This window comes from Streptomyces sp. TE5632 (assembly GCF_054061295.1).
The window spans coordinates 386,452-407,473 of the sequence record NZ_JBSSEA010000002.1; the positions used below are offsets into that span (position 1 = coordinate 386,452).

Annotated in this window: 20 protein-coding genes and 4 pseudogenes; 12 read left to right on the forward strand and 12 right to left on the reverse strand. The window is 68.5% G+C overall.

What is annotated here, in order from left to right:
• The first annotated feature begins 45 nt into the window (after positions 1-45).
• Complete coding sequence (locus ACVW19_RS03825) at positions 46-306, forward strand: hypothetical protein (protein ID WP_457456560.1); 261 nt, start codon at positions 46-48, stop codon at positions 304-306.
• A 71-nt stretch (positions 307-377) separates the two neighbouring features.
• Here ACVW19_RS03825 and ACVW19_RS03830 read toward each other — a convergent pair whose 3' ends face one another.
• The gene (locus tag ACVW19_RS03830; protein WP_457456562.1) at positions 378-2,231 is read right to left on the reverse strand and encodes a peroxidase family protein; all 1,854 of its coding nucleotides are present in this window, start codon (positions 2,229-2,231) and stop codon (positions 378-380) included.
• A 61-nt stretch (positions 2,232-2,292) separates the two neighbouring features.
• A complete protein-coding gene (locus ACVW19_RS03835) occupies positions 2,293-2,520 on the reverse strand; it encodes a hypothetical protein (protein WP_457456563.1) in 228 nt (75 codons plus the stop codon).
• A 44-nt stretch (positions 2,521-2,564) separates the two neighbouring features.
• Between ACVW19_RS03835 and ACVW19_RS03840 the strand changes: the two genes are divergently transcribed.
• Together ACVW19_RS03840 and ACVW19_RS03845 are read left to right on the forward strand one after the other, a co-directional pair.
• The gene (locus ACVW19_RS03840; RefSeq protein WP_457456565.1) at positions 2,565-2,867 is read left to right on the forward strand and encodes a hypothetical protein; all 303 of its coding nucleotides are present in this window, start codon (positions 2,565-2,567) and stop codon (positions 2,865-2,867) included.
• Between the two features lie 856 nt (positions 2,868-3,723).
• Entirely contained in the window at positions 3,724-4,347 is a 624-nt protein-coding gene (locus ACVW19_RS03845; protein WP_457456567.1) for an Lsr2 family DNA-binding protein, read from the forward strand.
• Between the two features lie 9 nt (positions 4,348-4,356).
• On the opposite strand, the gene ACVW19_RS03850 is transcribed toward ACVW19_RS03845, so the two are convergent.
• Positions 4,357-5,156, reverse strand: a protein-coding gene (locus ACVW19_RS03850; RefSeq protein WP_457456963.1) for an IS5 family transposase whose coding sequence is annotated in 2 segments (ribosomal slippage) — positions 4,357-4,818 and positions 4,821-5,156 — 798 coding nt in all. Because the reading frame shifts where the segments join, the coding sequence is not laid out codon by codon here.
• A gap of 99 nt (positions 5,157-5,255) precedes the next feature.
• Between ACVW19_RS03850 and ACVW19_RS03855 the strand changes: the two genes are divergently transcribed.
• The gene (locus tag ACVW19_RS03855) at positions 5,256-5,513 is read left to right on the forward strand and encodes a transposase (RefSeq protein WP_457456569.1); all 258 of its coding nucleotides are present in this window, start codon (positions 5,256-5,258) and stop codon (positions 5,511-5,513) included.
• Positions 5,514-5,525: 12 nt separating this feature from the next.
• Here ACVW19_RS03855 and ACVW19_RS03860 read toward each other — a convergent pair.
• From ACVW19_RS03860 to ACVW19_RS03870, 3 genes and pseudogenes are all read right to left on the reverse strand, one after another.
• Positions 5,526-7,041, reverse strand: a pseudogene (locus tag ACVW19_RS03860) (ISL3 family transposase).
• 132 nt (positions 7,042-7,173) lie between these two features.
• Positions 7,174-7,644: a hypothetical protein gene (locus ACVW19_RS03865; protein WP_457456571.1), complete on the reverse strand. Its 471-nt coding sequence runs from the start codon at positions 7,642-7,644 to the stop codon at positions 7,174-7,176.
• A gap of 5 nt (positions 7,645-7,649) precedes the next feature.
• The gene (locus ACVW19_RS03870; protein ID WP_457456573.1) at positions 7,650-9,800 is read right to left on the reverse strand and encodes an RHS repeat-associated core domain-containing protein; all 2,151 of its coding nucleotides are present in this window, start codon (positions 9,798-9,800) and stop codon (positions 7,650-7,652) included.
• On the opposite strand from ACVW19_RS03870, the pseudogene ACVW19_RS03875 reads away from it, so the two are divergent.
• Positions 9,693-10,878 (forward strand): annotated as a pseudogene (locus ACVW19_RS03875) (IS3 family transposase). The gene ACVW19_RS03870 and the pseudogene ACVW19_RS03875 overlap by 108 nt on opposite strands.
• Before the next feature lie 9 nt (positions 10,879-10,887).
• Here the strand turns inward: ACVW19_RS03875 and ACVW19_RS03880 are convergent.
• Positions 10,888-11,091: a hypothetical protein gene (locus tag ACVW19_RS03880; RefSeq protein ID WP_457456989.1), complete on the reverse strand. Its 204-nt coding sequence runs from the start codon at positions 11,089-11,091 to the stop codon at positions 10,888-10,890.
• Here ACVW19_RS03880 and ACVW19_RS03885 point away from each other — a divergent pair.
• Positions 11,085-11,594, forward strand: a complete 510-nt coding sequence (locus ACVW19_RS03885; RefSeq protein ID WP_457456575.1) for a transposase family protein — start codon at positions 11,085-11,087, stop codon at positions 11,592-11,594. The genes ACVW19_RS03880 and ACVW19_RS03885 overlap by 7 nt on opposite strands.
• Before the next feature lie 37 nt (positions 11,595-11,631).
• Here ACVW19_RS03885 and ACVW19_RS03890 read toward each other — a convergent pair whose 3' ends face one another.
• Positions 11,632-11,766, reverse strand: a complete 135-nt coding sequence (locus ACVW19_RS03890) for a hypothetical protein (protein WP_457456576.1) — start codon at positions 11,764-11,766, stop codon at positions 11,632-11,634.
• Positions 11,767-11,972: 206 nt separating this feature from the next.
• On the opposite strand from ACVW19_RS03890, the gene ACVW19_RS03895 reads away from it, so the two are divergent.
• Together ACVW19_RS03895 and ACVW19_RS03900 are read left to right on the forward strand one after the other, a co-directional pair.
• Positions 11,973-13,640, forward strand: coding sequence for a M48 family metallopeptidase (locus ACVW19_RS03895; protein WP_457456578.1), 1,668 nt, complete (start codon positions 11,973-11,975; stop codon positions 13,638-13,640).
• Positions 13,637-14,731, forward strand: a complete 1,095-nt coding sequence (locus ACVW19_RS03900; RefSeq protein WP_457456580.1) for a hypothetical protein — start codon at positions 13,637-13,639, stop codon at positions 14,729-14,731. Before ACVW19_RS03895 ends, ACVW19_RS03900 begins: the two co-directional genes overlap by 4 nt.
• A 508-nt stretch (positions 14,732-15,239) precedes the next feature.
• On the opposite strand, the gene ACVW19_RS03905 is transcribed toward ACVW19_RS03900, so the two are convergent.
• The gene (locus tag ACVW19_RS03905; protein ID WP_457456582.1) at positions 15,240-15,569 is read right to left on the reverse strand and encodes a contact-dependent growth inhibition system immunity protein; all 330 of its coding nucleotides are present in this window, start codon (positions 15,567-15,569) and stop codon (positions 15,240-15,242) included.
• Positions 15,570-15,638: 69 nt separating this feature from the next.
• On the opposite strand from ACVW19_RS03905, the gene ACVW19_RS03910 reads away from it, so the two are divergent.
• From ACVW19_RS03910 to ACVW19_RS03920, 3 genes are all read left to right on the forward strand, one after another.
• The gene (locus ACVW19_RS03910) at positions 15,639-16,988 is read left to right on the forward strand and encodes an IS30 family transposase (protein WP_457455537.1); all 1,350 of its coding nucleotides are present in this window, start codon (positions 15,639-15,641) and stop codon (positions 16,986-16,988) included.
• Positions 16,989-17,365: 377 nt separating this feature from the next.
• Positions 17,366-18,466 (forward strand): ISAs1 family transposase, encoded by a 1,101-nt coding sequence (locus ACVW19_RS03915; RefSeq protein WP_457456584.1) that lies wholly within the window; start codon positions 17,366-17,368, stop codon positions 18,464-18,466.
• 193 nt (positions 18,467-18,659) lie between these two features.
• Positions 18,660-19,094: an SRPBCC family protein gene (locus ACVW19_RS03920; protein WP_457456585.1), complete on the forward strand. Its 435-nt coding sequence runs from the start codon at positions 18,660-18,662 to the stop codon at positions 19,092-19,094.
• A 71-nt stretch (positions 19,095-19,165) separates the two neighbouring features.
• Here ACVW19_RS03920 and ACVW19_RS03925 read toward each other — a convergent pair whose 3' ends face one another.
• Entirely contained in the window at positions 19,166-19,351 is a 186-nt protein-coding gene (locus tag ACVW19_RS03925) for a hypothetical protein (protein ID WP_457456586.1), read from the reverse strand.
• Positions 19,352-19,489: 138 nt separating this feature from the next.
• Entirely contained in the window at positions 19,490-19,936 is a 447-nt protein-coding gene (locus ACVW19_RS03930; protein WP_457456588.1) for a hypothetical protein, read from the reverse strand.
• Between the two features lie 68 nt (positions 19,937-20,004).
• On the opposite strand from ACVW19_RS03930, the pseudogene ACVW19_RS03935 reads away from it, so the two are divergent.
• Positions 20,005-20,148: pseudogene (locus ACVW19_RS03935) on the forward strand (IS5/IS1182 family transposase); the annotation flags it as partial.
• Between the two features lie 29 nt (positions 20,149-20,177).
• Here ACVW19_RS03935 and ACVW19_RS03940 read toward each other — a convergent pair.
• Positions 20,178-20,783, reverse strand: a pseudogene (locus ACVW19_RS03940) (transposase family protein); the annotation flags it as partial.
• Between the last annotated feature and the right edge of the window lie 239 nt (positions 20,784-21,022).

Below are 21,022 nucleotides of genomic sequence, written 5' to 3' on the forward strand. Positions count from 1 at the left end.
GCTCCGACCGCGGGCCCGCCGGGCCGGGTGGTGCCGGGGCGGGTCGTGCCGCCGTGGTCCCCGGGCATCGACGCGCGGGCGCCGGCGGTGGCGTACCAGCTGATCCTGTCGGTCCTCGCCGCCGCACCCGCCGACGGGCTGCGAGCGCCGCAGATCCTCGGCCGGATCGGCGGCGGGGTGACCCCGTCGGGGCTGGAGGGCGTGCGGGGCAGGATGCGACGTCTGGCCGACCGGGGCTGGGTGCGGGAGGTGATTTTGAATGTCTTCGGCCGCCTCACCTCCGAGGCGCCGGCTGTCGCGGGATGAGCCCGGTGCGCCGGCGGCCGCCCGCGAGCCGGCGCTCCCGCTCCTCGCGGGCCCTGTCCACCGTTCCCATGTCAGTTCCCCGTCCTTCCGGCGGTGTGCCACGGCACGAAGGCGTTCGTCAGCCCTGCGAGGGCCGTACGCAGCTCCGGGTGGTGGCGCAGGAGCACCGTGATCATGCTGTTGTCGTCGATCCAGGCCATGCCGGCCTTGGAGTACACCTCGGGGGTGTAGTACTCGGTGAAGAAGCGGTCGCTGTTCAGCCGGCGTGAGGCCATCAGGATGAAGATGCGGAACGCCGTGTCACTGAAGGCGAATCCGGCCGGCAGCTTCTCCGCGTACAGCCCGACCATGAGGTCGACCTTCTCGATGTTGCCGTCGTAGAGCAGCTCGATCTGTTCGGCCCACGCCGGATCGTCCGTCAGGTCCGCGAAGCTCTCTGCGGGCTTCAGCCGTAGCAGCCGCCGAAACTCGTTGTAACGGGGGACGCCCAGCTCCCTCGAGCGCAGGATGTCGGTGGCGGCGAGATCCTGCAGACGCCCGTCCGGACGCTCGAACTCCTGCAGGAACTTGGGGAAGTTGTGCAAGGTGACCAGTCCGGGATGGAGCGTGCCGAAGCTGTAGAGCAGATCGGCCATCCCCGTGGTCTCCAGGACCTTCAGCGCCCCGGGACCCGAGATGTCGCGGAGAGTGCAGTGGCGCAGGGACGCGTCGTCGGCGACGGAACGCAGGTGCCACGCGTCGCGGATGAGCGGGTGCATGCGGTAGACCGCCACGAACTCCTCCGTGAGCGCGTACGGGACACCGTAGTGGTCCGTCTCGCCGCCGGGGATGCCGCTGATGACCTCACTGTCGATGATCCGGCCGAAGAGGTTGTGGACGCGTTCGCCCGCGACGCCCCACCAGTTGGCGCGCAGCGCCTTGACGGTGGTGGGATGGCTGATCACGGCTGGGGTCCACTCCACGGTGTGGATCTTGGCGAGGAGGGCGGCGTTGACCAGCCGGGCGCGCTGGAACAGCTCCTCGTCGCTCCAGGACGGGTACGCGGCGTGCAGGTGGCCGCAGATCGTGTTGTGCTCGCGGGTGAACAAGTCCTGCATCATGGCGAGGCCCAGCCAGAAGCCGGGCACCCGTGAGGGGTCGCGGGAGGGGTCCGAGGGGAACGGCGCCTGCTCGTCGTCCCACAGATGCAGCTTGCCCAGCTCGCCGGTGCGCATCAGCCGCTGTTCCGTCTCGTTCGACCCGTAGATCTGGGAGGCGTCCCACCAGTGGGAGGAGACGTTGACACGGGTGTCGGGCGTCCCGGCCGGCGCCTGCGGGTCGCGGGTCGGGTCCTCTGGTGTCCGCATGATCCGCATGGGATTCTCCGGCCACGGATCGTCATCCATGAGCGGTACTTCCCAAGGTTGATCCGTGGGACTCGTGCCGTGGCTGAACCAGTCGCGGATCATGAACTGCAGCCAGGCGGCAACCAGGGAGTTGACCGACTCGGCCGGGATCAGCGAGTCGCGGGTGAGCACGGCGCGGCTGACCTCGCGCGGGTTCGGCGGCGCGAGTACGTCCGCGGGCGCGGCCGGGACGATCCGGCCCAGCGGGATGTTCCGGCCGAAGCGGCTGCCCGCCATGCCCATGCGCGGCTCGTCGAGGTCGTTGTGACTGCCGTCGGCCGTCCGGTTGACCTTGTGGCTCGCGGAGGGAGGTGCCGGGTCGGGCGGATTGAACGAAGGCAAGTGGCCGGTGTCGTGGAGGTTCTTCTGCCGGAGCCTGACGCGCAGCCCGAGGAGCGTCAGCAGGCCCGCAACGACGGGCAGCCTGTCCCAGCCGGTGCGCCGGTCCAGGAATTCGGCGACGCCAGTGACGATCCGCCAGGGGAGTGACATACGGTATCCGGCCGTGGAACGCCGTGCGGCGCGTCGTTGCGTGCTCATCGGGACACTCCTCAGGTGGCTTCTGGTCGTTTCGTGTGGGGGACAACGAGGCCGTGGCGGTTCAGGCGCGGGCGGCATCGCCGAGGATCACGGAGCCGGTCTTGCGGTTCGTTCCGCGCACGAACTCCACGGCATCGGCCATGGCTTCCAGGTCCGGGCCGTCCTTGTCCGTGCCCTCGGTGAAGTAGGTGAAGCAGTGGAAGTCCACCAGCGGGATGTCACGGGGGTCGATGGAGCACAGCCGCACCCGGCCCCGGTGTTGTGGGTGCGGCTCTTGAGGACGGCCCACGTGAAGCGGTCCTTGTGGCGGGTCAGGGCGAGCGAGTGTCCGGGGTGGCAGCCCCGGAAGTCGAAGGGGCCGCCGAAGACGAACAGGTCGAGAACGTCCAGCTCAGAATGGGACTTGCGGGTGATACCGACGGCGGCGCCGCTGGTCGTGTACAGACCCTCACCGCGCTGCCGGACCCGGTAACAGCGGTCCGGTTCGGTTCCGGGCTGCGGCGCGTGGAAGTCGCAGTCCTTGATCACCGGGCACTCGCGGTCTGTCTGGCTGACTACGCCGTCCTCGTAACGGTCCTGCACATGGGCGCCCACGCCCGGCAGGCCGACCCGTACGGGTATGCCGTGCCGCTGTAGTTCCACACGCGGTCCGATGCCCGGAAGCATCAGCATCTGCGGCGTGTTGAAAGCTCCCGCGGCCGGGATCGAGGCACCGGACGAGCGGGGCCGGTGCCAGCAGTCCGGTAGCGCCGTTGAAGAGCCGGACCCCGGCAAGTGCGTAAACCGAGGCGGGGCGAGGGGATGCACGCTGTGTGGCCATCCTGTCTCCCGAAGGTGCGGTGACTCTTACGGCGACGGGAAATACCGCCGACCCTCCCGACAGTGGATAGGAAACCCCCGGAAAACAATCCAAGTGCCACATTATGGTGACCAATAACCACCTGCACCTCGAGGGCATGGCCGTGAGCCCTTTCCAACTTGCTGAACGTCTGGCCCAGACCACAGGCGACAAGCCGCTGATCTCCCGCCGGCCCGCCCAGTTACTCGAGCGTGTGCCCGCGAGGCCGCCTCCCAGCGGATCTCCGATTCTTCAAAAGATCGTCAACGTTTCTTGTGGACCGCTTCAGTGGGCTGCGACCATCCCGGCATGGACTCGCGAGTAGTCGGAATACCCGAGATCGACTGGCACTGCCACCGCCGACTCCACGGTGAGACAGGCCACGTCCCGCCCGTCGAGTACGAGGCCGACCACTGCAGGGATCCGCGAAACTCCAGGTCACAACCACAACCTGAGATCTCTACCGAACCCGGGGCTGCTCAAAAACTCCGTACCATCACGTATCCACATGCAGGCAGACGGCTCCAACGGATTCCATCTCGACACTGACTTCGCCAACCCTGACCACGCAGCACAGCAGAACCGACGCCGCTTAGGGATCCCATAACCGACCTCACCGCTCTCACCCGGATCTGCCCGCCACCCGGCCAGGCCATGAGCACCCGCTGGGACACGGTCGAAGCCAGCCTCGACATGTCACTGCCACAGGACTACAAGCAGCTCGCCGACCGCTACGGGCCCGGAACCTTCAACGACTACCTCCATCTCTTCCACCCGAACGGCGTGACCGAGTTCGTCAACCTCACCGGTCCCATGCCCGGCCGGATCCGCGCCCAGCTGCGCAAGGACCACGACCAAGGCACCCACCCCGTCCCCTACGATCCCGACAAGCTCTTCGCCTGCGGCTCCACCGACAACGGCGAATACCTCTTCTGGATCACCCATCCAGTAACCGACCCCGACCTCTGGCGCATCGCGGTCAACGAAGCCCCCGGCCCCCGCTGGTTCACCTACGACGGACCCCTCACCGGCTTCCTCATCTCCGCCCTCAGCGGGCAGACCTCCGTCCCCCAGTTCCCCCACGGCCTCCTCGGCGCCCCCGCCCGCTTCACCCCCTCACATCCCACCCTGTGGAAACCAGAACCCCCCAGCGACGTCCAGCCCGTCGACACCGCAGCGATCCGCGCCTGGGCACGCGACAACGGATACGACGTACCGCTCCGGGGACGAATCCCTCCCACAGTCCGCGAAGCCTGGGAACACGCCCACCGCCCTTAAGAAGTCATCTCAATTGGCGAGTCGGCGGTAGCAGATCAGGGTGCAGGCGATGCTGGTGAAGGCCAGGAAGTGCTCGGCCTTACGCTCATACCGGCGGTGCAGACGGCGGCAGCCGGCCAGCCAGGCCATGGTGCGTTCGATGGTCCAGCGGTGCCGTCCCAGCCGCTGCGAGGTCTCGATGCCTTTCCGGGCGATGCGATGGGTGATGCCGCGTCCGCGGAGCCATCGCCGCAGGTGGCGGTAGTCGTATCCCTTGTCGGCGTGCAGCTTTCCCGGCTTGCGCCGGCGGGGTCCCCGCCGGGAGCGGATCGGCGGGATGCCCTGCACCAGCGGGATCAGGGCCTGGCTGTCGTGGACGTTGGCGCCGGAGATCCCCACGGAGATGGGCAGACCGGTCCGCTCCGTGATCAGATGGATCTTCGACCCGTACTTGCCCCGATCGACAGGATTCGGACCCGTCAGCTCCCCCTTTTCAGGGCCCGCATGTTCACCGAGTCGATCGCGCACCGTGACCAGTCCAGCTCGCCGCGGGCTCCGAGTTCGTCCAGGACCAGGCGGTGCAGTTTGGCCCAGACCCGGGCCTTGGTCCACTCGGTGAACCGGCGGTGCGCCGTGGCGCCGGACGGCCCGAACGACTCTGCCGGCAGCTGCTGCCACGTGCAGCCGGAGGTCGCGACGAACACGATCGCGGCCAGCACCTCGCGGTCGCCGTGCCGGCGCCGACCGCCGCCCTGGGGCCGCGTCGGTGCCTCCGGCACCACGCGCTGGAACAGCTCCCACAACTCATCCGGCACCAGCCGCTCAACGATCCCTGCCACGGCCGACAGCCTACCGAGCCAAATGAGATGACCTCTAAAGATCTTTTAGGGCCCGTCTTCAAAGATCGTTAGCTGGTGAATCATGGTGGCGTGATACGCCGCCACGAACTCACTGAACATGAGTGGGAGTTGCCCGCTCCCCTGATACCGCGGGCCGCCACAGGCCGGCCTCGCGTGGAGGACCGACGGGTCATCAACGGCATGGTCTACAAGATCCGCACCGGTATCTCGTGGCGTGACCCGCCCCAACGCCACGGACCGTGGCAGACGGTCCACACCCGCTTCCGCCGCTACGCGCTGGACGGCGGGACTGTAGAACGTTCGGATCCGGCTTACATCCGGTGGTAGCTGAGCGTGACGTCATCCGAGGAGGATGCGGTGACGCAGGAGAGGGAATCCGGCTCGGCCGTACATCTGACGCTTGATCAGCTTGGTCTTGTTGTTGACTCCTTCTGCGCCGCCGTTGTGGTCAGGGCGGGTGAGGGCTGCGGTGATGGCGTCGAGGTCCTGCTGCAGGCCGCGGGTGAAGGAGTGCAGGCGGGGCAGGTCGGCGGCACGACTGCTCTCGAGCCAGTCGGCAAGGTGCTGAGCGTTGTCGTCGCGGGGGGGGGGCGAGGAGTGCGGCGAAGGTGCGGACGTGCTCGAGCAGGATGCTCCTCTCGGGACAGCTGGCAGCCACTTTGCCGACGAGTTCCCGTTGGGTGTCGGTGAGGTGGTCGGGGCGGCTGAGCAGGATCCGGCTCAGCCGGCGCGGGGATGTGGGGCTGCGGTCGGCTTCGACGCGACCTTGGTCGATGTACTTGTGCAGCAGGTTGAGGCTGCCGGTGTAGCCGAGGGTCTTGATCTCTTCGAAGAGGTGCTTGACGGGCACGCCGGGCTCTTCGTCGCGGCGTCGGCGCAGGTGGTCGCGGTAGGGATCGACGAGGGTGGGCCGGTACCTGGGCACCCGAAGCATCTGCTCGGGCCGATCGGCGCGGGCGTAGCGCTTGACGGTGTTCAGGGCCAGCTGCAGACGGCGGGCGCACTCGAGCAGTCCCACCCCGCGCTCGAGCAGGTCGTGGACCTGATGCCAGCGCTCGAGGGTGCTCTGCGCCCGCGGCCCCTCGTACAGTTGCTGCCCGAACACAGGTGCCCAGCAGCAACTGTGCGCCTTGACCTCGCGATCGACGGCCTCACACAGGCCGTTCCACGGTGCCGGCGATCGGCGACCTGCACCGCTTCGGGTAGGGCTCTGCGGATCGCCTCGGCATATGTGGCCGAGCCGTCCCGGCACACGACCCTCACGCCGGGGTGATCGCGCAGCCACGCCTCCAGGGTGGCGGCCTCCCGGTCGGGCAGCACGTCGATCCGCTCCCGGGTCCGGGCGTTGATCAGGACGGTGCCGTAGCGGTGGCGGCGGCGCAGCGCGAAGTCGTCCACGCACAAGACCTCGGGCACCTGTCGGTCGAGGGAGGGGCAGACGCAGCAGCAGCAGACGCAGCGCGGTGTGACGCGACAGCCGCACGGGCAGCACCGACAGCACGCGCACGGCCGCCCGGCCGGCTGACTCCCGCACCACCACACCGATCTGAGATGCCAGCCGGGGCGTGCGCCGCCGATACCGTTCGAGCACTCCCGGCAGTTGTTCCCGGAAGGTCTGACGGCAACCTCGGGTCGGACACACCAGTCGCCGCACACGCACTCGGACCACCACCCGGCGACCATCGACTGGGACATCCGCGACCGTGCGCTCGTGGTAGCCATGGACCCTCACCGTCTCGGCCTCGCAGTCCGGGCACGCGACCGGCCCCTCGGGCGTCCGCGCCCGCACCCAGATCCGCTCGCCCCCGTCCACCACATTCTCGACGGCCAGCGGGGGCAGGCCCGAAAACACCATAGCCACAAGCTCGTTGGCATCTCGCAGCTTTGTCAACGAGCACCCTCACACTCAGCTACCACCGGATTTGATCCAGATCCGCTCGTTTTGGCAGACCCCCGACCGATACCTCAGGCCGCCGGCGACGCTGCGTCATGCCGAGGGATACGCGGGCTCCTCCAGTGCGACCACGACCATCACCGGAAGATCGGTGTCCTGCTGTACCACTCCGGCGGTCAGAGCCCGTCCGTGAAGGGTCCACTTACGGGCCGCGATGAACTCGTCCTGGTCCATGGTCGTCAGCTCAGCCTCGTCAAGGTGGCCGGCGAGCGGGGAGTTCTCGATCTCGGGGAGGAAGGCGGCCAGTGCCTGCTCGCCCTGCTCGTAGACGGCGTCCAGGTCGTCGAAGTAACCCGACTCGTCGACATCGCGGATCCAGACGGCGAACGAGACACGGACCGCTCCGCTGCGGAACTTCTGGATCCACCCCCGGATGCCGTCCTTGCGCCAAGAGGTCTCCACGCCGTCGCGGGGCTTGCCCCCGGGGATCCACTCCTGGGCCGCGAACTTTCCTGCTGCGCCCTCGGCGGTCAGCGGGGCCAGGCCCAGGAGCTCTTCCAACATTGCGGTCACTGCAGCCATGAACTCATTCCACTCATGCCGTTGCCCGGCACGTGATACGCCTTCAGCTGTCCGCTGGCGTAGGCCTCGGGGAAGGCCTTGGACAGCACCTCGTTCACATGCGCGGCGCCCCATTCGTTGGACACCATATAGCGGACACCCTTGCCCTTGAGATCCTCGTTGAGGGCGAGCAGCTTCTCGGTCTGAGTGGTGAGCCGACTCTCGTTGTAGAACTCGAAATCAGGATTGTACGGGGATTTTTCCCACTCTCCGTAGTTGTCGCCGCCGGTCCACTTGGCTTCCGTGACCCAGCCGTCCCGTGGACCGCCGTCGATATGAACCTCTCGGCCGTCCGGCAGGATCCATTGCTGCTCGTAGCTCTGGTCGGTGACGAGTCGCTGGTATCGGAACGACGGGCGTTCGAGCTGCTTGTCGGTCAGCCAGCCCAAACCCTTGAACCGTGAGTAAGGCGACAGGCCGAGTGGGTCGCAGACGGTGAACGGATTGTGCACGTAGGCGACCGGATTCGGCGCAGGGCCGAGACCGAGAGGGTCGGGGGAGGCGTAACGGCCGGTCCCCGGATCGTAGTGGCGGAATAGGTTGTAGTGGAGGCCGGTCTCAGGGTCGTAGTACTGGCCGGGGAAGCGCAGGGGAGTGTAGGCGGTACTGGAGCGAGTCCAGGCGGTGGCTCCCCAGAGAGTACTTCTGGCACGCCAGGCGATCTCCCCCGATTCGTCGATGAGTTCGGTCGGCGTGCCCACGAGGTCGGTGGTGATGGCGAAGAACCGCCGGTCGATCTCTTCTTGGCGGAGGTCGGCGGTAAGGAGACGTTCCGTCTGGGACAGCGGAACCAATCCACGGTGGTCCCAGGTGAAGGCCACCACGTGCGGCAGGTCCGGCGTGTGGACCGTCTGCTCGCACAGGGTGCTGCCGTCCCAGGTGAAACGAGTTTCCTCAGCAACTTTCTCGCCGTCGTCGGTGAGGCGCTGCTTGGCGGTGCGGCGGCCCAAGGGGTCGTAGCGGTAGCGCCAACGGGTGCCGTCCGGGGTGATGACTGAGGTGAGGCGGCTCTCGGAGTCCCATTCGTAGCGCCAGGTGTCGGGCTTGCGGGACAGCCGGGTCTTCTGCCGCAGGATGATGCGGCCGAGGGCGTCGTGCTCGAAGCGGACGGATCCGGCGCGGGTGATCGTTGTGCCGACGTAAGTCCGCGGGCCGGTGGCTTCGGTGTAGGGGTGAGAAGCCGGCCATGATGCCTCGGTCTGGTTGCCGCTCGCGTCATAGGCGTACTGCTCGGTCCACCCCTGTGCGTGGACGGTGGTGACTCTGCCGACCGCGTCCAGGGCGAAGGCGCGGGAGCCCGACAGTTCGTCGGACAAGGAGACGAGATGGCCGTCGGAGCGGTAGGAGTAGCGGCGGTGGTTGAGTGATCGGTCGCTGATCGTCAGACGCTGTGCGGAGAGCCTGCCAGCCTCGTCCCAGGCGGAGGTCAGAGTGAGTGCGTCACCGAAGACGCGCTCGAGTTCCCGGCCAGCCGCGTCATGAGTGAAGGCGACCTCGCGGCCGCCGATGGTCATCCGGACGGGGCGGCCGACGTCGTCGTACCTGTATTTGGTGATCGCGCCCGTCGCTGTGGTGCGGCGGATGCGTCGCCCCAGGGCGTCGTAGGCGTAGTTCATGGCGTGGCCGTCGACGAGTTCGGTCTTGATCCTCCCTCGCCGGTCGTACACATAGGCGACCTCGCTGTCCGGTCCGACTGCCTGCAGCAGGCGTCCGGCCCGGTCGTACGTATAGGTGGTCACTTTGCCCGCGACGTCTTTACGAACTACTTGGCCCAGTTGGTCGTAGGTGTGGGAGATGACACCGCCGAGCACGTCGGTGCGGGCGGTGAGCTGCCCCGCAGCGTCATAACGGTAGGTGAGGGTGCGACCGTCGAAGTCACTCTCGGAGATGAGCCGACCAGCCTTGTCGTACTCGTACGACCACGGGGACTGCTGCAGGGTTGGGTGACACCTGACCTGGCTTGCTGAGAGGCGGCCTGGAAGGATGTTGCAGTGCCCAAGCCGTATCCGAAGGAGTTCCGCGAGGACGTCGTGCGGGTCGCGCGTAACCGCGAGCCCGGCGTCACATTGGAACAGATCGCCGCCGGCTTCGGCGTCCACCCGATGACTCTGTCGAAGTGGCTGCGCCGCGCCGGCACCGACGAGGGCGCCGGGCCCGCACCGGCATCTGGTGAGTCGGCCGAGCTGCGCGAGGCCCGCAAACGGATCCGGCTGCTGGAGCAGGAGAACGAGGTGCTCAGAAGGGCTGCGGCATATCTGTCGCAGGCGAACCTGCCGGCAAAATGATGTACCCGCTCGTCCGCGAGCTGGCCGCCACCGATGCCTCTCATCGGGTGCCGGTGGCGGTGACGTGCCGGGTGCTGGGGCTGGCCCGCCAGCCCTACTACCGGTGGCTGGACAGACCGGTCACCGACACAGAGCTCGCCGAGGCATACCGGGCCAACGCCCTGTTCGACGCTCACCGCGACGATCCCGAGTTCGGCCACCGCTTCCTCCTCGACGAGGCCCGCGCCGCCGGCGAGCCGATGGCCGAGCGGACCGCCTGGCGGATCTGCCGGGACAACGGCTGGTGGAGCACCTTCGGCAAACGAAAAGGCCACGGCAAGAACGCCAAGGCCGGCCCGCCTGTCCACGACGACCTGGTGCGCCGCAACTTCACCGCCGACAGCCCGAACCGGCTGTGGCTCACGGACATCACCGAACACCCCACCGGCGAAGGCAAGCTGTACCTGTGCGCCGTCAAGGACGTGTACTCCGGCCGCATCGTGGGCTACTCCATCGACGCCCCGATGAAGTCCGGCCTCGCGGTGCAAGCCCTGGAATCCGCCGTCGCCCGCCGCGGTCAGGTGGCCGGATGCGTGGTGCATTCGGACCGCGGCTCGCAGGGCAGTTCCGCTCACGGAAGTTCGTCGCCGCTCTCCTCCGTCACGGCATGACCGGCTCGATGGGCCGGGTCAGTGCGGCGGGTGACAACGCCGCGATGGAGAGCTTCTTCGCGCTGCTGCAGAAGAACGTCCTCGACCGCCGCACCTGGACCACCCGCCAGGAACTGCGGATCGCTATCGTGACCTGGATCGAGCGCACCTACCACCGCCGCCGACGCCAGAAACGCCTGGCCCGATTGACCCCCGTCGAGTACGAGACCATCATGACCCCACCAGCAGCCCTGGCTGCATAAACCCCGCTGTCACCCGATCATGCAGCAGTCCCACGTAAGCCCTTGGAAAGCGGTGACCTGGGCGAGCCGTAGATCGCTGTCGTGCTCGAACTCGTAGCGGGCACCATCGGGGTGAGTACGTGCGGCGAGCAGGTCGAAGTGCGTGTACTCGAAGTGGGAGATGCCCCCGACCTCCTGCGGTGTTGGACCGTTGCCGCGCCGAGGGCATGACACACCTGGTACTGGACGGCACATTGATCGCATGCGACCGGGTCGCCGGTGTCCGCGAGAACGGCAACGACCTGTGGTTCAGCCAGAAACACAAGAGTTCTGGCGGCAACATTCAGTTCCTGTCCGCTCCGGACGGCACGCCTTTGTGGATCTCGGATGTGGAGCCGGGCTCCACACCGGACATCACGGCCGCGCGACTGCACGTGCTGCCGGCGCTGTACAAGGCCGCCGCCGGTGGCCTGCCCACCCTGACAGACAAGGGGTACATCGGTGCCGGGATCGGCATCCGTGTCCCTGTTCGCCGCCCCGAGGGCCGCTCGGAGAAGACTCTGGACATCGACACCCGCATGACGAACGCCCTGATCAGACACGTCCGAGCCCTCGGCGAACGCACCGCCGCCGAACTCAAGGAACGCTGGCGCACTGTGAAGCGCATCAGCCTCAGCCCCACACGGATCGGTGATATTGCCCGCGCTGCCTTGGTCCTCACCAACCGCTGGAGGTGATCTTCATTGAGAAAACCTCACTGACAACGTCCCCGGGCTACCGCTTCGCCCGTCCCCGGGTGGCGAGCGCCGCGAGACCGAGCAGGACCGGCTCGGAGAAGCGGGACGCCATCTCGATGTATCCACTGGCCGTCGTCAGGCCCTGTCCGCCGGCCCGCCACGCGCCAGCCACGCCGCCCCGGGCAGGCCGGCACCGACCGGCCTGCCATGGACGCGCCTTGCGCGTTAACCCCCCGGTAGGCGATACTCCGCTTTCCCCCCACCACCACTGATCACGACCGTCCGTGAGCCCGCCTCACACCGGCCGCGATCAGCTGCGGCACCCGTGTTGCCGCACCCGATTTCGTCAACCGGACATCCCGTGGGGGCCCCTGCCCAATGGGCGCGACCTTGCGCGCGCTGCGCGCTTTCCTGCTGCTCGCCGGCTTCTATCTGCTCGGCGTCCTGCTGCTGGCGGTGCTTGCTGGCATCGACTACCTGCTGTATCTGTACGTCCCGTCGGGCCTCGCGGCGAAGCTGTACCTCGTCTCCGCGCTGCTGGCGATTCCGCTGGTCCGCAGCCTGTTCATGCTGCGTACCCCGAAGGCTGAGGAGGCCCCCGGCCTGCCCGTCACGGAGGCCGACGAGCCCGTGCTGTGGCGCATCGTGCGGGAGCTGGCCGACCGGATCGGCACCCGCGCGCCATCCCGCATCCTGCTGACGCCGGACGTCAACGCGGCCGTCGCCGAGGACGTCCGCCTGCTCGGCCTGCTGCCCGGCCCGCGCCGCCTCTACCTCGGCGTGCCTCTCCTCCAGGGGCTGACGGAGGCCCAGCTCAGATCGGTCCTCGCGCACGAACTAGGCCACTATTCCAACGCCGACACCCGCCTCGCCGCCCTCACCGTGCGCGGCCGCGCCCAGGTCCTGCGCACCATCGGGCACTTCGAGAGGCTCGCCGGGAAGACCGCGGCACGCGAACAGGCCCGGCAGGAGGAGAAGAACGCCAAGGCCGCGGCCAAGGGCAAGAAGACGAGCGAGGTCGACACCCGGCACCCAGGCGTCACGTACCGCGCGATGGCCCGGATCTACACCGGGTACGCCAAGCTGTACTTCCGCGCCACGCTGGCCGGCGCCCGCGGCCAGGAGTACGCCGCCGACGCCGCGGCCGCCCGGATCGCCGGCAGGGACGCCACCGCCTCGGCTCTGCGCGAGATCCCGGTGCTGGACGCCGCGTTCGGCTTCTACATGCACCACTACGTCATCCTGGGCGAGGACGCCGAGCTGCTGCCGCCGCGCGGTGAGGTGTTCGGCGGTTTCGGCCGGCTGCTGAGCGCCCGCCAGCTGGAACTGGCCGGGCTGCGCACCGAGCTGTCGACCGAGCCCTCCTCACCGTACGACTCCCACCCACCGATTGCCGACCGCGTCCGCCGTATCGAGGCGCTGCCCGCCGACCACCGCACCGACGAGGGCAGGGGCGCGGCCCTCGGACTGCTGTCCGACCCCGAACGGACCCTGGCGGCCCTGGAGGACGCGGTCCTGACGGAGGAGGTGCGGCGGTTCCGGCGTACGGCCGACTGGCCGGAGCTGCTCAACGGCTCGATGTCCACCCAGCTCGCGGGCCTCAACACCCCCCTGCACCGGGTCCTGGCCCGGTACACCAAGGCGCGCCCGACCCTGCCCGCGCTGCTCGACCTGATCGACGACGGCCGATTGTGGCAGCTGGCGCGGCGGCTGCCACTGTCCGACGAGGCGGTGGCCGCGAAGGGGCGCGCCTTCCGGGAGTTCGTGCGGCCGGCCCTGGCCGAGTCGCTGCACCGCATGGTGCTGGCCGAGTTCAGTGCACGCAGCCGGCTGCACTGGGAGTTCTCCTGGGAGCGGGGGGCGACCGCGCGGCTGCTGCCCGCGCCGGGAGAACCGGCGCCGCCGTCCGACGCGGCTCTGAGCGACCTGATCGGCCCCGCCGTGGGAGCCGCCATCGCCGACCACCCGGACACCGGCCCGCTGCACGCCTTGCTGTCCTCCACTCCGACCGACCCCGCGAACCGAGAAACGGACAGTCCACGATGACCGTAGTTCTGTGGATCCTGGCAATCCTGGCCGTACCCACCCTGATCTTCTTCGGGTGGCTGGCCTGGGTGTTCCTCAAGGAGTTCTTCTCCCCGAGTCATGCCGAGGACGCCGCCGCCGAGGCGGCCGAGAAGCTCGGTCTGCTGCCCGCCGGCCGACAGAACACCGAGTACGCCGGCCCGCTGCCCGCGGGCTGGCAAGCGGCGCTGAGCCGCGTGGGCGGCGGCGACTGGCACGCGGCGGCCGAGCTGCTGCGGGGCATCGGGCGAAACTGGGACCGGCGGTCGATGGCCGTCGGGGCGCTGGGCGGGCTGGCGGTGGAGGACGACACCTGGCTGCTCGCCTGGGAGGCCGCCCACCCTGATGACCCGGACGCCGCCGTGGTCCGGGCCAGCAGCACGATCACCCTCGCCGGGCAGATCCGCGGCGCCAAGCGGGCCAGCTACACAACGGAGGAGCAGTTCGCCGGCTTCCACCGGATGCTGCACCGCTCCCGCGGCGAGATAGCCCGGGCGGCGGCGCTCAACCCCGACGACCCCACGCCGTACGTCACGGAGATCTCGGTGGCTCTCGGCCTGGGCTACCCGCACTCCGAGATGGACAAGCTGTGGACGGAGATCACCGCGCGCGCCCCGCACCACTACGAGGGGCACTGGCGGGCGCTCCAGTACTGGTGCAAGAAGTGGCGCGGCTCCGAGCAGCTGGCAATGGAGTTCGCCGAGCAGGCCTCGGCGAAGGCACCGCTGGGCAGCCTGCTGACCGTGCTCCCGCTGATCGCCCACTTCGAGCACGATGAGTCGGACGACGCCGAGGCCGACCGCACGCCCAAGGTGGTGGCGCAGGTGGACGCGGGCCTGGCGGACGCCGCCGCGGCCGACCCGACCCATCCGCGGCTGCCGGAACTGCGCCACCTGCTGGCGTACTACCTCTCGCTCCAGGACCGGGACGAGATGGCGATCGAGCAGTTCCGGCTCGTGGACGGTTATGTGAACGCGCTGCCCTGGCGCTACCGGGGCAGCGGCGCCGACATGACGGATTACTACTGCAAGATCCGCAACTCGTCGGCGCAGGTGGTCGCCGCCATGGACTGACGACGGCCGGAATGCGGGGGGGGGCGGCACTCAATCGTTCACCGAGTGCCGCCCCCGCTCCGTCCCGGGAAAACGAAGTTCCGCCATGCTGTTCGGCCGTACCCCGCCCTGCCCACCCCCGAGCAAGCGCTGGAGGGCTGCCCGCAGCCGTCCCCGAGCGCCACACGGTCCTCGGCGCCCCGCTCCCCGGTCCCTACCCCAAGGGCCTGGAGATCGCACGCCGAGTCCGGCGACGTCCGGATGCGGCCGTGCAGCGAGAGGCGCGCGCTACTGCTTGACGCGCTGCGCACCGTGAGCCCCCTCTGCAGGTGGTACCGGCAACCGGTGAATACTGAGCTCCGTCGGCCGCCTTAGCTGAGTTCCGTCGTCTCACAGAAGCCTCCATCACGGGGACTTGCAGGAAGGCGGACGGCACCATGTCACGAGAGCCGGAACCTCCCAGGTCACATCGCGTTTCAGGGCGGCCTCCGACGCCGGGCAGGCCGTAGCCCGAATTTCCGATTTCAGCTCAAAGACGCGGTGCGGGCTCTCCGACGAAGCGGGCAAGCTCCTCTGCGGCGCCGCGTGGCAGGCCGGCGACCGCGGTCTCCGGCAATGCCGTGATGACGGTCCGCAGCCGCGCACCGAGCTCTGGCAGCAGGGCCCAGGCCGAGGCAGGGGCATTGACGGCGGCGAGCAGCAGGTCGCCCTCGTAGAAGCAGGCGTCGAGCAGCGGCTCCTCGATCAGCAGGCGCACGGCGAGTGGAAGGACGTAGGGCAGTGCCGCCCACTGTGCAATGAGGATGCGCAGATCCGCGGGACCGAGTTCGTCCAAGGGCACACTCCGCAGCTCGTGCACTGGGCGGATTCAATCGGTCGTTGCAACACCTCGTCCTCGGAGGTGTTGATGGGCAGGCCAGCAGGGTGGATGGCGGCGTTGACTGGACGGTCGCCGATGAAGTCCCCGGGTGCGCCGGTGCTTCGGCGGGAAGTGGCACGTCAGTTCTGGCGGGAGATCGCGAAGGGGTTGCTCGCCGAGGAGGCGGCAGCTGCGGTTGGCGTATCCCAGGCGGCGGGTTGCAGGTGGTTCCGTCACGGTGGCGGCATGCCACCAATGGATCTTGCTCCGCAGTCCGGCCGGTACCTGTCCTTTCACGAGCGTGAAGAGATCGCGATCCTCAAAGCGCAGGGCATCGGAGTCCGGGAGGCCGCGCGACGTCTCGGCCGCGATCCATCGACGGTATCCCGGGAGCTGCGGCGCAACGCCGCGACCCGTGGCGGCCGGCTGGACTACCGGGCTTCGGTCGCGCAGTGGAAGGCCGACCTCGTGGCCCGGCGCCCGAAGACAGCGAAGCTGGCCGCGAACGACCGGCTGCGGGACTACGTGCAGGAAAGGCTGTCCGGCCAGGTCAGCCGGCCGGACGGGACAGAACTGGGGCCGAAGGGCCCGCGGTGGAAGGGGAAGAACAAGCCGCACCGCGGCGACCGCAAATGGGTCATGGCGTGGAGTCCGGAGCAGATCGCGAACCGGCTGAAGGTCGACTTCCCCGATGATGAGTCCATGCGGATCAGCCATGAGGCGATCTACCAGGCCCTGTTCATCGAAGGCCGTGGAGCGCTCAAGCGTGAGCTCGTTGCCTGCCTGCGCACCGGCAGAGCCCTGCGGGTGCCTCGTGCCCGGTCCAAGCGGAAGGCGTGGGCCCACGTCACGCCCGAGGTGTTGATCAGCGAACGGCCGGCCGAAGCCGACGACCGCGCCGTACCGGGACACTGGGAGGGCGACCTCCTGATCGGACTTGAACGATCGGCAATCGGCACGCTGGTCGAGCGCACGACCCGGTACACGGTGCTTGTCCACCTGCCCCGCCAGGACGGCTACGGCATCGTTCCCCGTACCAAGAACGGGCCGCCGTTGGCCGGTTACGGCGCGGTGACGATGAAAGATGCGCTTGCGGCGACGATCGGCACCCTGCCCGAGCAACTATGGCGGTCGCTTACCTGGGACCGGGGCAAGGAGCTCTCGGCGCACGCCCAGTTCACGATCGAGACCGGCGTCCCGGTCTACTTCGCCGATCCGCACAGCCCCTGGCAGCGCGGCACGAATGAGAACACGAACGGCCTGCTGCGCCAGTACTTCCCGAAGGGAACCGACCTTTCTCGATGGGCGGCGGAGGATATCGAGGCGGTCGCAGCCACGCTCAACAGTCGCCCCCGCAAGAGCCTCGGTTGGAAGACACCCGCCGAAGCCCTCAACGACCGTCTACTATCGATGAAATAAGCCGGTGTTGCATCCACTGGTTGAACCTGGTCTGTACGCACCAGACAGGTCGCGTCAGCGGCAGGAGGCGTCCACCGGGGTGGGTCCAGGTCGTCGAGCGTGCGGTCGAGGTGCAGCAGACGGTCCATGCGCTCCATTCTCACCAGACCGCTGTGCACTCTCAGGCCGGATCAGGTGCAGGGCTGATTCAAAGTCGTGGTGATCTTGCGAGGTGCCTGGTCACGGCAGTGTGACGGTCGGGGCGGAAGCCGCGATGAAAGCATCGAAGCTCCGGTTGAAGACGGATGACCTTGCCAAGTCGCCGTCCGCAACCGGAGCTTCGATGTGTCGTCAGTCTGCCACCGTCTGCTTGATCAAGTCGCCCTCGCGTCAGCACCGTGCACTGCCGTCGCTGGCCGAGCGGCTGGCAGTACTTACTGCCCGATCCACGCCGACGGCGCAGGGTGCGTCACCCGTTCGTGGCAGTGCTGCTGGTCGCCGCGTGTGCAGTGACTTCGGGGGCCAGGTCCTGGACCGCGATCGGCCAGTGGGCACGGTCGGCCCCGCAGGAAACCCTGGTCCGGCTCGGCGCCCGCACCACCGGGGCCCTCGCTGTGCGTGTCGCGCCGTCGCTGTCCACGATCCGCCAGGTGGTCGGCGCGGTGTGCCCGGGCGGTCTGGCCGATCTGACCGGCCAGGACCCCGCCGGCGCCGACACCCTGGCGGTGGACGGCAAGACCGCCCGCGGCTCGCGTCGCCGCGATGCGCCGGCCGTGCACCTGCTGGCAGCGATGACCGGTGACGGACGCACCATCACCCAGTTGCCCGTCCCGGACGAGACGAACGAGATCACCTGTTTCACCGCTCTGCTCGCCCCGTTCGACCTGACCGGCACCGTGGTGACCGCCGACGCCCTACATACCCAGCGCGATCATGTCCGCTTCCTCGTCGAGGAGAAGTGGGCGCGCTTCCTGCTGCTGGTCAAGGCCAACCAGCCCGAACTGTTCGCGGCCTTGCGCTCGCTGCCGTGGAAGGAGGTGACCGCCCGCCGCTACGATCGCGAGGCCGGACACGGCCGCCGTGAGACCCGCGCCAACCGGGTTCTGACCGTCACCGGTCTGGGCCCGGACTTTCCCTACATCGTTCAGGCCGCCCGCATCCTGCGCTACGGCGTTGGCACCGCGAGCGGAAAGTGCACTCGCGAGACCGTCTATGCGATCACCGATCTGACCTCGGCCGAAGCCACCCCGCAGAGGATCGCCCAACCGGCCCGGTCCCAATGGACTATTGAAAACCGGCTCCACCATGTCCGTGATACCGCCTTCGCCGAGGACGCCTCCAAGATCCGTACCGGGCACGGCCCGGCCAACACGGCCACTCTCCGCAACCTCGCGATCAACGCTCTCCGTGCCGCCGGTCACCGCAGCATCGCCGCCGGACTCCGCGAGATGTCCTACGAACCCTTCGCCCGCCCGCTCGAGCTCCTGGGCATCAGCTGACCAGCGCCGCAGCGTGATCACCACGACTTTGAATCAGCCCTGCCCGAAGGCCGAGCGCGCCAAGGAGCTGACGGGCCGGCCGTGCTCGTGATCGGCAGGACGCTTCCCGGTCTGGTTGCCAGGTGGCCGACTCACGGCGCAACCTGGAAGGGACCATGGGCCCGGGTGGCCGGGCCAGGAGGCGAGGTCCACGATGAGCAGGCTCCAGGAGCACATCGACATCAGCGCCCCGGCACAGAAGGTGTGGGACCAGCTGCACCGCGTCGAGGAGTACTCGTCGTTCATGGACAGGGTACAGCGCGCTTCTGCACGCGGCGGTGACCGCGCCCGTCTCGATGTCCGGACCGGCCGTGGTGAGCAGGCGCTCGAGGCCGTTCTCTCCGACCGCTCCGACGAACAGACCATCACCTGGCAGACGCAGGGCAGCCCGGAGCTGCAGGGCACCCTCTCGGTCAGGTCCCTGGACAGGGACCACAGCCAGGTGCATATCAGGATGGAGTACGACCCACAGGGCATCCAGGATGCCTTCGGCGGTCCGAAGGGAATGGCCCAGGTCCACGCGGTCGAGCGGACGGTCCGGGACGACCTGGAACACTTCAGGGATCTCGTGGAGCGGCAGAAGGGCTGACTCGGAGTCGACTTCTTCCCCCCCCCCGCCTTCATGAGGGGAAGGGGATGACGCGCCGCCCGGCCGGGCGCTCAGTCCCGCAGCGGCGGCAGGTCGAACCCGTCGTTCTGCATGCGCAGCAGCATTCGGCCGGTCGCGAAGCCGACCGCCGTGAGCCCCCAGCCGACCAGGTCGAGCTCGCGGACACCGCTCAGCACCGAGGCGAGGTGGACGGGCTGTGACACCGTCAGCCCGAGCGCGAGCCAGAGCGGCACCACGCGTGCGAGCGCGACGACCGTGTCGCGCGGATGGTTGCGTCCTGAGGGTTGCGTCCAGGGAAGTGGTGTACGGGTTCCCAGGACGCAACCTCCCAGGGTCGGCTTCGGGGCTCCGGTGTTTGTCGTGAGCCCGGCCAGTCACCCGAGCCCCGCGCTGTACCCGTCCTGCGGTCGGGGGCCCTCCAGCGGTAGGTGATCGCGGTAGTACGTCGACTCGAACCAGTCCTCGATCACGATCAGCGGCCGCGTGAGGCGTGTGTCGCCGATCTGCTGCGTCCGTATGAGGAGGCCGAGGTCGGTCAGGGCGAACGATCCGTCGAGGGTGAACAGGATCGTTGCCCCGTGCTCGGCGGCGTAGTCTTCCAAAAGCCACTGCTCCATCTGCTCGGGATCCTGCCCGGCCAAGGGGACGTCGGCGAGAGTGGTCTGGGGACCGGTGGCCGCGCCGAGCGCGATGCACGCGAGGTGCCCCGCGTCGTCGTAGAAGACACTCACTCCCGCGGTGGCGAAGTCCTCCTGCGCGTAGGGGCCGCCCACCGGTGTCGCGGGCTCCTGGAGCGCGTGGGCGACCTCGGCCGGCGACATCCCGAGGCGCAACGGGCCTGCACCGGTGCCCGGGATCAGTTCCCAGTGCTTCCGTTCCCGGTCCTGCGGCGCGGCGAGGCGCAGCTGGAGGATGCGCCTTCGCCCGACTCAAGTCCTGGCGCATCATGCGCAGAGCACGCTCCTCCACCCGCCGCATCAGCCGCACCGTCCAAGCCATCCACGTACTACTGACCTGCGACTATTCAGGATGAAAGAGGTTCACTGACGTGAGCGGGGCACTCGAGCGGAAGGTGGCGCCGGCGCCCTGGCAGGCGCGGTCTGCCGGCACAAGGATCTGCCGGGTCAGGCAGGCCTGGACGATGCCGTGGGCGCGGGCCGAGGTCAGGTCATGTGTGCGGCCGGGTGTCGCGCGGGAGAACCACAGGGGTGTGCCGTCCGGGCGGGCGATGACCTGCGCGTTCATGCCGTGCTTCTGGTGTTTCTGCGAGCAGTACGGCTGATCGGCGCGGACGCGGTCGGTGGGGATCAGTGTGCCGTCAACGATGACGTGCTCGCCCTCACCGAGGCCGGTGAGGGCTTCGTGGAGGCCTGGGGCCCAGGAAGCCGGCACTTCCAGGGCCTCGTCCACGGAGCGCCTGGCGGTGGCCTGCGATATCGCGAACCCGGCGCCGAGCCGGGCGAACGTCTCGTTCTTGCGCAGGTGGACCAGCGTGAGCAGTGCCTGGTCGAAGCAGCCGAGCGTCCGCCGGCGGGTGTTGCGTGCGCGGCGGTGCTCGTACAGCAGCCAGGCACCATGCTCGACGAGCTCATGCGGGACGTCGAGCGTGGCAGGATACGGAACCAACAGGGCCCCTTCGGTCGCCGGTGTGCTGAGTGGAATCACCACGCCGACGACGAGGGGCCCTGCCTCGTCACCACGCCCGCTGACCAGCCCATTTCACCCGCCAGCACAGGATGAAAGAGGTTCAGTGTGTCGCATGCGGCGCGTGTCGGTTCTCATCCAATCGAGGCATCCGCTCGGGCTGGAGTGCTGGCGTCGGCTCATATCCGGTGGGCTACGCTGTGCGGCTATGAATACCGGGACGGCCTTGCGCCACACACGGATCGGTGACCCGGGGCTCTTCT